We start from the raw sequence: 14,168 nt of genomic DNA on the forward strand, positions 1-14,168 counted from the left end.
CCATGGAGCCTCCCGTTCGCGGCGTGGGCGCGACCCGCTACATCGGCAAGCGCGTTCCCCGCAAGGAAGACGGCCGGCTACTGACCGGCAAGGGCACTTTCGTCGACGACGTCGCCGTGCCCGGCATGCTGCACGTTGCCTTCCACCGCAGCCCGATCGCCCGCGGCAAGATCAAGTCGATCGACACCGCCGCGGCGAAGGAGATTCCCGGCGTCCATGCCGTCCTGACCTTCGACGATTTCCGCGATCGGCAGATGACGCTGCTGACCTTCTATCTGACGCCGTCCGAAGTGCCGTGCCCGGTGCTGGCCGACGGCGAAGTGCGCCAGGTCGGTGATCCGGTGGTGATGGTGATCGCCAGCGACCGTTATATCGCCGAAGACGCCGCCGGGCTCATCACGGTTGAATACGACGAAGAAGACCCGGTCGTCACGATCGCGGATGCCCGCTCGGGACCGCCGGTCCACCCCACGACCGAAAACAACATCGCCCAGCAGATGGGCATCGACGAGGACGAGGACCTCGAGGAACTGCTGGCCAAGGCGCCGCATCTCGTAAGCCGCACGATCGTCCACCAGCGCATCGCGCAGTCGCCGATGGAGACACGCGGGGTCGTCGCGCAGATGCAGGGCGACGAGGAGCTGCTGGTCCACATCACCTGCCAAAGCCCGCACATGGTGGCGCGCTGGCTGCAGATCGCGCTTGGCCTGCCGAACATCTCGGTTCGCGTCATCGCCAAGGACGTCGGCGGGTCGTTCGGCCTCAAGAACCATCCGTGGCGCGAGGAAGCCGCGACGATCGCCGCCGCCATGATGCTCGGCCGGCCGCTCAAGTGGATCGAGGACCGGCTCGAGAGCCTCACCGCCTGCAACCAGGCGCGCGAGCAGGAGATGACGACGCGGATCGCCTTCGACAACGAGGGCAAGATCCTGGGGGCCCATTCGGACTATTCGAGCAACAACGGCGCCTATCCGCAGGGCGCCGACGCCAACGTAGCGGTCCATGTGTTCATGTGGGTTGCCTACAAGGTGCCCTATCCGGGCTTCATTACCCGGGCCTGGTACAGCAACACTCCCGGGCTGGCCGCCTATCGCGGCCCCTGGGCGATGGAATCGCTGGCGCGCGAGGCGATGCTCGACGTTGCCGCGCGGCAGATCGGCATCGATCCGGTCGATATCCGCCGCAAGAACCTCGTGACGCGCGCCGAGCTGCCTTTCACCACGCCGATGGGCATTCCGGTCGACGATATCTCGCCGGCCGAATGCTTTGAGAAGCTGCTCCAGAACTTCGACGTGAAGGCCTTCCGCAAGGAACAGGCCGCGGCGCGCGAGCAGGGCCGCTATCTCGGTCTCGGCATGGCCGCCTATGTCGAGCCCACGGGTTCGGCCGGTTCGATGGCGCCGATGACCGGCGAGCTCGCGCAGATCCGCGTCGAGCCGACCGGCAAGGTCACCGCGTCGATGTCCACCCATTCGCAGGGTCACGGCACGCAGACGACGATGGCGCAGGTCATCGCCGACCAGCTCGGCGTGCCCTATGAGGACGTCACCGTATTCGAGGGCGACAGCTCGCGCGGCGGCTTTGCGCCGGGCGCGGCCGGCAGCCGTCAGGCGGTGCTCGGCGGCGGCGCTTCGATCAAGGCGTCGAAGCTGCTCAAGGAAAAGATCCAGACCGTCGCGGCGCACCTGCTCAATGCCAGCCCCGAGAGCATCACGATCGAGAACGGCATGGTCCTGGTTGCTGGCGCCGAGGAAATGACGCGCAGCCTCAAGGAGATCGCCGAGATCGCCTATGGCGAGCCGATGCGCCTGCCGCCGGGAATGGAACCGGGGCTGGAAGCGCAGTTCCGCTATCAGCCGCCGCCGATGACCTTCACCAGCGCGGCGCATATCTGCGTGGTCGAAGTCGATGCCGAGACCGGCTTCGTCAAGATCCTGCGCTGGATCTCGAGCGAGGACTGCGGAAACCTGATCAACCCGGCCGTGGTCGAAGGTCAGGTTGCGGGCGGCCTTGCCCAGGCGATCGGTACCGTCCTGCTCGAAGAGGTTCATTTCGACGATCGCGGCAATCCGACAGCGGCGACCTTCAAGGACTACATGCTGCCGGCGATCACCGACGTGCCGGACTTCGAATATGTCCACGCGCATATTCCGGCGAACAACGAGGGCGGCTTCCGCGGCGTGGGCGAGGGCGGCGCGATCGTCGGCCCGCCGACGCTGTTCAACGCCATCGCCGATGCGCTTTCGCCATTCGGCGACCTGCCGATCCAGCTGCCGGTTACGCCGTCGAAGATCCTCGATCTGATCGAGGGGGTATCGAGCCAGCCGGCGCCGCCCGTCGAAGCGCCGGTGACGGCTACGCCCGAAGAGGCCGCCAGCCCTTCGGCCGCGCTCGCCGGGGTGGAGCCAGAGGCGGTCGAAGCGGCGGTGGATCCAGCGGCGATCGATGGCGACTGGAACGTGACCATGCAGCCGCCGATCGGCCCGGAGCAGCAGATGGTCGCCACCTTCCATACCGATGGCGGCACGCTTACCGGCAAGCTCGACGCACCCGAAGGCGCGCAGGAGTTCGCCGGGACGGTCAACGGCAACCGGCTCAAGTGGGAGATGAAAGTCACCACGCCGATGCCGATCACGCTGAAGTATGATCTTACCGTCGAGGGCGATGCGCTGTCGGGCAGCGCCAAGCTCGGCATGTTCGGCAAGGCCAAGGTTTCGGGCACGCGGGTTTAAGAGCGTGATCGCCTTACCCTGACATCGTCATCCCGGACTTGATCCGGGGGCCGACTCATTGCGTGCGGACGCGAGGTCGAAAAGTAGCGGGACCCCGGATCAAGTCCGGGGTGACGAACTTTGTCTGGCCAAAGGTGATTGCACTCTAAATCAGCTCCGCCCAGGCTACCCGCCGCATCGGCCCGTGCTCGGTCGCGCCGAAGGGCCAGCAGGTGGCTAGCGCCAGCATCGGACGCGCAGGATCGCCGGGGACGGCGAAACGGTCCCAACGCACTGTCTGGAAGCCGGTGACGCGGTAGCGCTGGTGGGTCCCGTCGATCCGCTCGACCACGACCTCATCACCCGCGCGCAAATCGCGGACGAATTCGAAATGGGTGTCGCGGTGCGCGGCGAGGACGGTGACGTGGTCGTTGCCGCGCAGCTCGGTCGGGCCGAAAGCCATGGCCTGCCCCGAACCGCCCGACAGCACAACGTCGCTGACGCCCAGCCGTTTGACCGACACCCGCGCGGCGGGGGCGGTGTCGGCCCAAGGCCAGGGCTTGACCGGGCGGTGCTCGGCGAGGCTGGCATCGAAGGCACGGCCGAGCAGGACCTGCGCGACCTGCGCCTTGACCGGTATCCAGGCACCTTGCGCCATCGTTATCAGCCCTATCGCGCAGACACCGAGGAAGAGGGCACGCCCCGCGGCGCGCCCTCCGTTGCGGATTGGAGTAAGGCGCCGGATCACGCTGCCGCTCCCGACTTGCGGCGGCGGCCGAAGGCGAAGAGGCCAGCGAGGCCCAGAGCGAGGGTGGCGAGTCCGCGCTCGATCGTACCCATGAAGCCGGTCGCGGTCTGCGGCAGGTCCATCGCCTGGCTCTGGTCGGCAGCGCCGTCCGCTCCCGCCTTGGGCGCTTCGCCGGCCGCACCGTTCTCGCCGAACAGCGTATCGAAGTCCCAGCCCGCGGGCAGCAGCACCGGCAGTTCCTCCTGTGTGAGCTTGGCCCCGGCCGGGCGCGAGGGCGTCTCGTCGACCGCGACGAGGCTCGTCTGGCGGGTGACGATCGAATAGTCGAGCCCGAGCTTGGCCACCGCCTCGTCGGCCGCGGCGTCTTCGATCTGGCCCGAAGCGCGTTGCGCTTCGACATCGGCGATCGAGCGGTTGGCCCAGAGCTTGGCCACGGCCGGGCTGTCCTGCGCCGAGGCAAGATCGACGCTCTGGCTCCACGGCGTGTCCCCGATCATGCCCTTGACCGTCAGCTTGCCCGACAGACTCTCGCCCTTGCCGAGCAGAACTAGCGGCTCGCCGGCATAGAGGTCGGGCAACTGCTTCGGCGTCAGGTCGAGCGGAGTGCCGTCCACCGTCACCGAGAGGTCGTGCGCCGCAGGCGTGCGCAGCCGTTCGAGCAGCGCGGTCATCTTGGCGTTCACCTCGCCTCCTTCGCCGATGTTGGTGTAGGTGCCGCGCCCGGCCTCGGCCATGCGGCGCATCAGGTAGTTGTTCGGCGCCGAGCCGATGCCGACCATGAATACGCGGCTCTTGCCGCCGTGCGCGGCGATCTCGGCCATCATCTCGCGTTCGTTCGAGAGGTCGCCGTCGGTCAGGAACACGACCTGGCGCACGGCCGGGCCGGTATCGTCGTCGACCAACGCGGCTTTCAGTGCAGGCAGCATCTCGGTGCCGCCGGCGGCTTCGAGCCCGTCGGCAAAGCGCTTGGCGAGGACGATCTGGTCGGGGCTGGCCTGCATCGAATGGTCGAACAGCTGGGTCATCGTATCGTCGAAGCGGATGACGTTGAAGCTGTCCTCGGGCCGCAGCGTATCGAGCGCGTGCTCGAGGCTCTGCTTGGCCGCTTCCATCGAGGTGCCGCCCATCGAGCCCGAATTGTCGATGACGAAGACCATCTCGCGCGGCGGCACCTTGCCGATCTTCTGTGTGGCCGGCGGGGTGATCGCAGCCATGAGGTACTGCTGGCCGTTCAGGGTCTGGCGGAACAGGCCGACGGTCGGGTCGGCGCTGGCCGAACGCCAGCGCAGCTCGAAGTCGCGGTCGGCCGGCTCCTCGCCTTGGGCGAGCGTGACCGTGCGCGCCATCGGCCCCGCCTCGGCGACATTGATGCGGTGGTAGGGGCTGATGATGTTCGCCGGCGCGAAGCCGGGCGCGAGGTGCACGGTGATCGACACCGGGTTGAGCGCGTCGGCCAGCGACGGCGCGGCGATCGGCGCCGTCACGGCGGCAGCGTCGGCCAAGGCTGCGGGGTCGGGGCCGACCGCGGGGCTCGCCAGCGTGTGCGGGGGAACGTAGCGCGCGCCGACGACCAGCGGCAGCCGCAACGCGAACTCGCCGCCGAGCTGGCGGACGGGCGCCTGGTACTCGATCGAGATCAGCACGGTCTCGTGCGGGCCGACGTTGGCGACGTTGTTGCGGAACAGGTTGGGCCGCTCGCTCTCGACGAGGCCGGCCTTCTGGCCCGCCGCCTTGGCGGTCTCGTAGATCTTCTTCGCTTCCTCGCGGCGCTTGATGTGGCCGATGATCACACGCTGGCCGACGACCATCTTCAGGCTGTCGACCGCGCCGTCGTCGGGCAGCGGGTAGAGATAGGTCGCCTCCATCCACTTGTCGCTGGTGTTGCGGAAGGCCTGGGTGACGCGCACGCGGGCGACCTGGCCACTGACCGTGACGTCCATGTCGGTGCCGAGGCGGACCGCGGGGAGGCCTTGCGCGATGCCCTTTCCAGCCAGCAACAGTGCGCCGCCGTCGGCGGGATCAGCCTTTTGCTCCTCGTCGGGCGTGGCGAGCAGGTTGGTCGAGAGCAGGCAGGATACGACGATGGCGGCGAGGCCGATCGCGCCGATGGTCAGGCGCTGGCGGGATTTGATCTGGATCAGCATGACGAAAGCTCCGGTTCGGTGGAGCTTTCCCACTAAGGCCGCGGAATGCCGGACAGCCATCGGCAGTGCTTGCCACTTTCGGTGCACGGCGGCGGGGAAGTGCGGGGCGCGGCTTGTCATTTGCCGATTTGTGCGGTTTTGTGCGGAATTGTCCGGTGAGGAGGGGCCGAATGACCGAACTGCGCGAAGTTGAAAGCGAAGCGATCGCGTTGAAGCTGCGCGAGGAGCTCGCCCGCCGCCGCATTTCGCGCCAGGCGCTCGCCGACATGGCGCGGATCAGCCTCTCGACCCTGGAGAAGGCGTTGTCGGGCAGCCGGCCGTTCACTCTGGCGACGGTTGTGCGGATCGAGGACGTGCTGGGGACGCCGCTGCGCCAGCATGCTCCAGCCACAGCGACCGCCGACACCGCACTCGCGCCGGAAAACATGGGTTCCTACAGCCGCCCGGCGGTGCGCTGGATCGAGGGAGCCTATGTCACGCTGCGGCCGAGCTTCGACAATCCCGGCCAGATCTACGCCTATCACACCGAGATATTCTGGGACGACGCGGCCGGGCATTTGTGCTTCGCCGAAGCCAAGCGCGCCGACGCCGCCTTCGCCCAGGCGGGCTTCGTCTCGATGCCCAACCTCTCGGGCCACACCTATCTGGTAACAAGCGAGGCCGGCCAGTTCCGTACGATCATCCTCGGCCGCGCGACGCGTGAACGGCGGATGTTCGGTCTGCTCTCGACGCTTCAGGTCGGCGCGGGATCGCAGCTCGTGCCCGTCGCCTGCCCGATCGCGCTGGTGCCCGACAGCCAGCTTCCCGAGGCCGAATTCGGTGTCGTCGGCGATGCCAGCGCCAGGGCCGGGGACTACCGCGAGATCCTGAACATGGCGCTGGCCAGCGACTTCTGCCGGTGGCGGCAGTAGCCATCATGGCGCTCGGCTGGCCTCGCCGCCGCAACGGCTGATCCGCGCCTTTACCTGGCATTTACCATCTTCGGCCGACCCCCTCCGCACCCCTCGGATGGGAAAGGCAGAAGTCATGAAGCGTGATTTTCATACCGCCGCCGCGGCCCTGCTCCTTACGGGCGCGAGCCTCACTCTAGGCTCCTGCGGCCTCTTCCAGAACAGGCACGTCGCCGACAGCCGCCCCGCGCCCCGGCCGGTCCCGCACCGGGCCGTCGCGCCGCGGCCGATTGTCGAAGCGCCGCCGGTGAGTTCCAGCGAAGCCGTCTGGGGCTTGCGTGCCGGCATCAACGTCGCCGCGCTCTCCTGCCGCGGGCATGGGCGCACGCCCGTCGCGAACGACTATGCCCGGATGCTCGCGCGCCACCGCGACTTGCTTGCCGCGGCCTATCGCCAGGAGCAGGGCAGGCAGGGCAACGCCTTCGACCGTCAGCAGACGCGCGTCTACAACACCTTCGCCAATCAGGCCTCGCCGGCGCGGTTCTGCAGCGCGGCCAGTTCGGCGGCACAGCGGGCGAACAGCCTGGATTCGATGACCTTGGCAAGCGCAGCGCCGCGGATGCTGGGTGATCTAAGGGCATCGCTGCGCAACCGCCCCTGACCTAGACCTACCTCACGTCGACAGGGGGCCTGACCTGCCGGGCCTCGGCGTCGCGGATTTGGTCGTTGGCAGATCGAACAGCAGGTCGAAGCCCAGGCGCTGCAGCAGTATTCCCAAGGCCAGCGTCAGCGGCACGATCAGCACGACCGTAACCACGGGATAGGCCAGGCCGAGCCAGAAATTCTCCAGAATCTCCGGATCGGCCCAAAGATTCACCAGATAACTGAGCAGGCAGATCAGCGGGAAGTGCAGCAGGTAAACGAACAGGGTGCGCCGTCCCACCCATTGGACGGGCGCGCTCAGCGTGCCGAGATTGCGGCAGACCAGGCTCCATGTCGTCAGGCTGAAGGCGACCGCGGCAATGTCGACGGCGATCGAATAGGTGCCGAGACTCATGGTGATGACCGCGCCAAGGGCATAGAGCCCGAATAGCGCCGCCCACCGGTAGGGCGAAGCGGTGCTGGCGAAACCGATCACTGCTCCCCTCAGGCGGACACCGGCTACGAAGAAGAACAGGCAGCGCAACAGTTTCGCCGCATAAAGCGTGTTGTCGGGCGACCAGATCGAGCCGGCCATCGAGACCAGCGCGCAGGCGGTCAGCACCGGCCCCGCCGGCAGGCTGCGCGTGACCTTGGTGATGAGGTAGAAGATGCCGAGACCGTACATGAACCATGCTGGCGAGCCGATGAAGAGGATCTTGTAAAGCCGATCGGGCAGCGCCATCGCGGGGTCTGTTGCGGGGAAGTTGGGCACCAGCGTCATGAGGATCGCGGCCCAGAGTGCATACAGATAAAACGGACGGACAAAGCAACGCCGATCGGCATCGTCGCGATCGTGCAATACAAATTTGGCTGCGAGCATGCCCGATATCAGGAAGAACGTCGGCATACGGATCGGCCGAATGAATTCGTTGATCGTATGCCAGATCTCCATAAGTTTAGACTGTTGACCCCAACCTGCCATCTGGATCTGGGCTTCGCCATGCATCAGTACGACCAAGCATGCGCAGGCCGCTTTGGCTACATTCGCCCACTCTATACTGTTGGTGTCTTCTAATGTGCTCACGGATTCGCCCTCCCGGATGGGACTCCGTGTCGCAGATCTCTCGTTAAAAACTCCTCATTTATGTGCGATAGTGGTCATTTCGGACATAATTCTGGATATCTGCGGCGCATGTTAAAAAATATACTATATTCAATGTTTTGCATTGGGTCCTGACGGGTTTTGCCAAGGGAAACCGTCCGAAACGGACTCGATTTCTCGATTTTCACGGGTTCGAATGGCCTTAGCCGACTTCCTCCAACGCCTTTGCCTGGTCGAAAGCGATCGGCAGGCCTCGCAGGCCCCAGACGCCGTAGAACGGCCGCCAGGCGCTTGTCCCCGTCCGCCGCGGATGCCTGATCCGCTGGGCGATCTGGTGGAGCCCTTCCTCGATCTGCGCGCGGGCGATGAACTGGCCGAGGCAGATGTGCACGCCCATGCCGAAGGTGATGTGCCGCTTCGCCGCCTGGTCGCGCTCGGGATCGAAAAGATCGCCGTGGTCGAAGGCAGGGTCGCGCCCCGAGATCGAGACCGGGAAGAACAGCAGCGTCCCCGCCGGGACCAGCACGTCCCTGTAGGTGATGTCCTTGGTCACGATCCGCGGGATCGTCGAAGTGGTGAGGTAGCGGAAGTTTTCCTCGGTCACCTTGCGGCAATAGGCGAGGTCTTCGGCGCAGCGCTGATAGATTTCGGGCCGGTCGATCAGCACGTCCATCAGCAGGGTCAGCGCATTCTTCGAGGTGTCGTAGCCGGCGACGAAGAGGAAGATCAGCAGGTCGTAGAGCTCGCGCTCGGAAAGCTTGCCCTCGTCGAGCGTGGTTATGAGGATTTCGAGCATGTCCTCGCCCGGCGCCTTTCGTGCCTTGCGCCGCTCGGCGACGATTTCGCGCGCGAAGGCATCGAGCACCAGCGTCGCTTCGTTGAGCCGCGGCAGGACCTGCTTGTCCATCGACATCGAGAGTCCGAAGGCTTCCATCGACGAACGCAGGCTCGCGATCGCCGTGGTCGGCGCGCCGATCAGGCTGCACATCACGGTGATCGGGAAGAACGAGGCGAAGTCCTCGAAGTCGAACGCGCCCTTGGGCACCCATTCGTCGAGCAGTTGCGCGATCACTTTCTGCATCAGCGCGCGATGCCTGTTGGCCTGCTGCGGGGTGAAGGCAGGGGCGAGCACGGAGCGGATGCGCTTGTGCGAGTCCCCGGTCTGGGCGAGCAGGCTCTCGTGCTGGAAGCGGCCCCAGGGCGTGCCCTCGGCCTCCATGATCTCGACGACGTCGTGATAGGCGCCGGTCAGGCTGTGATCGAGCCAGAGAAGGTCGCGCATCGCCTGATATTCATGGACGACGTAGCCGAAGTCGCAGGTAGCGAGCCAGGGATGCGCGGCGCGGGCCTTGGCGAATTCGGGCCAGGGATCGGCCGAGAAGGCCGGGTCCGCCATCGGCAGGCTGTGGAGCGTCAGGTCGGCGATGCTTGGCATGGGCGTCCTCTCTTGTTTGCCAAGTTCTTAGCATTTTTCGAGAGGCGCGGGGAGGGTTTATGATACTCCCTGGACCATTAGTATTGTTGCCCCTCTTCCCGCCCAGGAGAGGGGCACTTCGCTTAGATACCGAGCTTGTCCGCCAGCGCCTTGTGATCGGGTTCGGGCCAGCCCCAGAGCTTCGACGTGCTGACCGAAAGGCAGCCGGTCTTGAACGCGGTGAAATCGAGATACCAGTCGAGGTCGTCGACCGAAATACCGGTGATCTCCTGCCACAGCGCGATCGTCTCCTCGCGCGTGCCCATGCCGTCGAGGTGCGGCTTGTCGGCCGTCTTCTCGTGGGCGAAGGCCGACATCTGCAGCCACCAGGCGAGGTCGTGGAGCGCGCCGCCGAGCGAGGCCTGTTCCCAGTCCATCACCGCGACAACGTCGAAATTGTCGTCGAACATCATGTTGCCGATGCGCGCGTCGCCCCAGACCAGGCCCTCGGGCTGGTTCTTCGGCCAGCGCGCCTTCAGCGCGTCGCGCGCCTTGTCGAGCACCGGCCAGCGCTTTTCTTGGCTGATCCATTCGACGAAGCGGTCGTACTTGTCCCACTCCTGGTCGAGGCCGGTCAGGCCGGAGGTCTGCCCGGGAAGCCCGGCGAGGAACTGCACCTTGTCGAGCGGGGTCTTCTGGGTCAGCGCGAGGTTGCGCACGCCGCCTTCCCAGAACCGGCGGCGCTGCGCCGGGGTCGCTTCGGCCACCCAACCGTTCTCGCGGTAGGGCGGGAAGGTCACCGCGACGCGGCCATGGAGCTTCTTCATGACGAAGAATGGCGCGCCGACCAGCGAGGGGTCTTCCTCGAAGCCGATCGTTTCGGCGACAGGTACGATGTTTTCCTCGTGGAGCACGCGCATGACGCGGTACTGCTCCTCAAACAGATCGTCGGGATAGACCTGGTTGGCGTCGGGCTTGACGCGGATGACGTAGCCTTCCTGGCGCTCTTTCCCGCCCTCGCTCCAGCTCGCGTCGAACAGGATCGTCTCGTGGCTGCGGCCGGCGCCGCGCGGATAGTCCATGTTGGCGATCTTGAGGCCGGTCGCGCCGGGCAGCTTGCTCTCGAGCCAGGGGACGACCTGCTCGCTCATTTCGGCAAGGTCACGGGTACGCGGGGCGACGATCTGATCGGACATCCTATTCCCTTATGTGAACGTAATGATGGTTATGTGAATCATCTGCGCGATTTGGCGGTCCTTGGCTAGCCCGCTTTTCGCGAATTAGATGCGCCGCACGTTGACCGGCACCGCCGACATGCGCGGCATCATGTTGATGTTCGCGAGATGCTTGTCGGCAGCGATCAAAAGGTTGGTATTGGCGCCCGGACCTTCCTCGCCTGGCAGTCCGCCCCAGCAATGGGCGATAGAGACGACGCCGCGCCGCACCGCCTTGTCGGGCTGGGCCACGGTCTCGATCCGTCCGTGTTCGGAAGCGATCTCCACTCGGTCGCCGGGGGAGACGCCCAGGGCATCGAGCTCGCTTGGGTGCATGTAGGCGGGATTGGCCGGATCGTGCCGGAGCACGGCTTTCAGGTTGTTACCGCCCGAGTTCATCACCCGGTTCATCCGGCGCGAGATCATCAAGTGCGAATGGCCGCCTTCGGGCCGTCCGGCCTGGGCCAGCTCGGAGGCGAGGAATTCTGTAATCTCCTGCGCGACGTCTTCGGGCATGACGTCGAACCGCCCGCTGGCGCCCGGTCGTGCCGGCTGGACGATCTGCGAGGGGTGGTCGTAGATCTTGCCCCCGGGGTGCGCTTTGAGATCGGCCTGCAACTGGTCGAGCGTCACGCGGCCATTGCGCGCGCGGATTTCCAGCATTTCCTCGGTGGTCGGCGGCTGGTTGACCCCGAAATCGAGTTCGACGCCGCTGAACTGCATCTTGAGATCGAGCCGCTTGGCCACCGCCCAATAGGGATACCAGTCCTCGACGAGGTCCGACCCGGCTGGCGCCGCGATCACCGGTTCGGCGTATTGCGACCAGGTCTCGGTGCCGATGTTGAAGCCGGGAACGGCGATCGGCAGGTCGGGCCGCTCGTACATCATCGTCGGCGGCAGCACGTAGTGCGCGAGCTTCGCCGTGGCCGACATATAGGGATCCATCACCACCAGCAGTTCGAGATCGCGTAGCGCTTCCACCGCCTTCTTCTGGTCGGGCAGGCAGACCGCCGGGTTCGATCCGCTGACGAAGAGCGAACGGATCTGCCCCTCGCCTGGCGTCAGGATTTCCTCGGCCAGGGTCGATGCCAGCCGGTCGAAGCCGAGCATGCCGACGCCACGGATGCGGCTGGGCGGGAAGTTGCGATACATGCGCGGCGGCGAGATCACTTCGGCGTGGATCGCGTCGGGCGGGTTGATCATGTCGACCACCGCCTTCTGCCCGGCGCGGCGGAAGCGGCCGCAGACGATGTTCAGCGTGTCGACCAGATGCTGCATCGTGTTGCAGAACGGGGACATTGAGGGGCCAGTCGCGGCGAAGGCGGAGCCGCTCCCGGCGTCATGCGCGAACATCCGCGCGGCGGCGGCGATCTGGCCGGGTTCGAGCCCAGCGATGCGCTCGACGAATTCGGGCGCGAAGGGTTCGACCGCTTTGCGCAGGTCGGCGATGCGGTCGGCGCCGACGTGTTCGGCGCAGAACGTCGCGTCCTCCCAGCCTTCGGCCAGAATCGTCCGCACCATGCTCGCGGCGATCGCGGTGTCGCGGCCCGGCAGGGGCTGGAGATGAAGATCGGCGAAATGCGCGGTCTCGCTCTCGCGCGGGTCGATGCAGATCAGCTTGAGCCCGCGTTCCTTGGCGGCCTTCAGCTTGCGTACCGGATCCGGCCCCATGACTGGCATTGTCGAATGCGAGATGATCGGATTGCAGCCGAAGAACAGCAGGACTTCGGACTGGTCGATGTCATGGCACCCCGCGGCCCAGCCCCCCTGGCGCTCGAACGAGACGAACTTGGCCGACTGGTCGATCGTGTTGACCGAGAAGAACTGCTGCGACCCCAGCGCGTGGAGGAAATCGAGCTGGATCATGTGCGTGGCATAGAGCGATCCCGAAGTGCCCTTGAACGTCGCTACTGCCTTCGGCCCGCCGCGCGCGACGATGCCGCGTAGCCTGTCGGCGATCTCGTCGAGTGCCTGCTCGCTGCCGATCTCGGCGAAGCTGCCGTCGGGCTGGCGCTTCAGTGGGCGCAGCAGCCGCTGGAGGCCGTGGTGTGCTTCCTCTGCCTGGAGACCCTTGAAGCAGACATAGCCCTGGCTGAGCGGATTGTCCTTGTCGCCCTTGACCGACAGGATCGCATCGTTGGCGGTATCGATCGTCAGCACCACGCCGCAATGCGCGCTGCATATCCGGCAATAGGATCGCGCCTGCCTGGTCGCCATGACTCTGTCTCTCCCGGAGCCGGTTTCGGCTCTCGTTCGTCACTCTATACGCGGCGCCCCCGCGATCAAGCGTTCTCCAGCTCGCCGAGGTCGTCAGCGGTCAGCTTGAGCTCGACCGACTTCAGGATGTCCTTGAGCTGCGTCAGGCTCGTCGCGCTGACGATCGGCGCGGTGACCGAGGGGCGGGCCATCAGCCATGCCAGCGAGACCTGCGCCATCGTCGCGCCGTGGCGCTTGGCGATGCGGTCGATCACGTCGAGTAGCGCGAAATTGCGATCGGTCAGGAACCCCGCCGCGGTCATCTCCCGCGCCTTGCCGGCGAGGTCTTCCTTGCTGCGGTACTTGCCGGTGAGGAAGCCTGCGGCCAGTGCGAAGAATGGGATCGAGCCGATGTTTTCGCGGACGCAGAGATTCTCGACTGCGCCCTCGTATTCGTCGCGCTTGACCAAGTTGTAGTGCTGTTCGAGCACCTCGTAACGCGCGCGGCCGTTCCCGGAAGCGGCCAGCGCTTCGGCGAGTTCCGCGGCGCTGTAGTTCGAAGCCGCGGCATGGCCGACCTTGCCCGCGTCGATCAGCGCCTGAAAGGTCTCCAGCGTTTCGGTGATCGGCACCGACGGATCGGCGCGGTGCGACATATAGACGTCGATCCGGTCGGTCTGGAGGCGGCGCAGCGAGGCTTCGCAAGCGCGGGGCAGGTAGTCGCGGCCGAGCCCTTCCATGTTGTGGTCGCCCATCGGCAGCCCGCCCTTGGTGATGATCACCACGCGGTCGCGCACGCCGCGGTCCTTCATCCAGTTGCCGATCACGGTTTCCGATTCGCCGCCCTGGCCGCCCGGAAAGTAGCGGTTGTAGACGTCCGCCGTGTCGATGGCGTTGATCCCGGCTTCGAGTGCGGCGTCGAGGATCGCGAAGCTCGTGGCCTGGTCCGCGGTCCAGCCGAAGACGTTGCCGCCGAGCACCAGCGGTGCGATTTCGATGCCGGTGCTGCCCAGCTTGCGCATTTCCATGGTCGTCTCTCCCAAGAGCCAATAGAGCTTTACGACAGACTAGGGGGAATGCCGGCGCAGGCACAAGCGAGGGAATGAG

Annotated in this window: 10 protein-coding genes; 3 read left to right on the plus strand and 7 right to left on the minus strand. The window is 65.9% G+C overall.

All coding sequences use genetic code 11. The features are described 5' to 3' along the window. Positions 1 to 2 precede the first annotated feature (2 nt). Positions 3 to 2,732 carry a xanthine dehydrogenase family protein molybdopterin-binding subunit gene (locus tag KRR38_RS27030; protein WP_217406501.1) on the plus strand — a complete coding sequence of 910 codons (2,730 nt, stop codon included), beginning with the start codon at positions 3 to 5 and terminating at the stop codon, positions 2,730 to 2,732. A gap of 145 nt (positions 2,733 to 2,877) precedes the next feature. Here KRR38_RS27030 and KRR38_RS37130 read toward each other — a convergent pair whose 3' ends face one another. Together KRR38_RS37130 and KRR38_RS27040 are read right to left on the minus strand one after the other, a co-directional pair. Further along, positions 2,878 to 3,459: a sortase domain-bontaining protein gene (locus KRR38_RS37130; RefSeq protein WP_217406502.1), complete on the minus strand. Its 582-nt coding sequence runs from the start codon at positions 3,457 to 3,459 to the stop codon at positions 2,878 to 2,880. Further along, a complete protein-coding gene (locus tag KRR38_RS27040; RefSeq protein ID WP_217406503.1) occupies positions 3,456 to 5,603 on the minus strand; it encodes a marine proteobacterial sortase target protein in 2,148 nt (715 codons plus the stop codon). Before KRR38_RS27040 ends, KRR38_RS37130 begins: the two co-directional genes overlap by 4 nt. A 170-nt stretch (positions 5,604 to 5,773) precedes the next feature. Here KRR38_RS27040 and KRR38_RS27045 point away from each other — a divergent pair, with 170 nt between their 5' ends. Together KRR38_RS27045 and KRR38_RS27050 are read left to right on the plus strand one after the other, a co-directional pair. After that, on the plus strand, positions 5,774 to 6,514 hold the full coding sequence (locus tag KRR38_RS27045) for a helix-turn-helix transcriptional regulator (protein WP_217406504.1): 741 nt from the start codon (positions 5,774 to 5,776) through the stop codon (positions 6,512 to 6,514). 115 nt (positions 6,515 to 6,629) lie between these two features. Continuing rightward, positions 6,630 to 7,154, plus strand: a complete 525-nt coding sequence (locus tag KRR38_RS27050) for a hypothetical protein (RefSeq protein WP_217406505.1) — start codon at positions 6,630 to 6,632, stop codon at positions 7,152 to 7,154. Between the two features lie 12 nt (positions 7,155 to 7,166). On the opposite strand, the gene KRR38_RS27055 is transcribed toward KRR38_RS27050, so the two are convergent. From KRR38_RS27055 to KRR38_RS27075, 5 genes are all read right to left on the minus strand, one after another. Then, the gene (locus KRR38_RS27055; RefSeq protein WP_217406506.1) at positions 7,167 to 8,219 is read right to left on the minus strand and encodes an acyltransferase family protein; all 1,053 of its coding nucleotides are present in this window, start codon (positions 8,217 to 8,219) and stop codon (positions 7,167 to 7,169) included. A gap of 220 nt (positions 8,220 to 8,439) precedes the next feature. Continuing rightward, positions 8,440 to 9,672 (minus strand): cytochrome P450, encoded by a 1,233-nt coding sequence (locus tag KRR38_RS27060; protein WP_217406507.1) that lies wholly within the window; start codon positions 9,670 to 9,672, stop codon positions 8,440 to 8,442. Between the two features lie 122 nt (positions 9,673 to 9,794). Next, the gene (locus KRR38_RS27065; protein WP_217406508.1) at positions 9,795 to 10,847 is read right to left on the minus strand and encodes a phosphotransferase family protein; all 1,053 of its coding nucleotides are present in this window, start codon (positions 10,845 to 10,847) and stop codon (positions 9,795 to 9,797) included. Positions 10,848 to 10,931: 84 nt separating this feature from the next. Further along, positions 10,932 to 13,082, minus strand: coding sequence for a molybdopterin-dependent oxidoreductase (locus tag KRR38_RS27070; RefSeq protein WP_217406509.1), 2,151 nt, complete (start codon positions 13,080 to 13,082; stop codon positions 10,932 to 10,934). A 65-nt stretch (positions 13,083 to 13,147) separates the two neighbouring features. Beyond that, complete coding sequence (locus KRR38_RS27075) at positions 13,148 to 14,089, minus strand: aldo/keto reductase (RefSeq protein ID WP_217406510.1); 942 nt, start codon at positions 14,087 to 14,089, stop codon at positions 13,148 to 13,150. Between the last annotated feature and the right edge of the window lie 79 nt (positions 14,090 to 14,168).

It is taken from the genome of Novosphingobium sp. G106 (assembly GCF_019075875.1).
Classification (GTDB): domain Bacteria; phylum Pseudomonadota; class Alphaproteobacteria; order Sphingomonadales; family Sphingomonadaceae; genus Novosphingobium.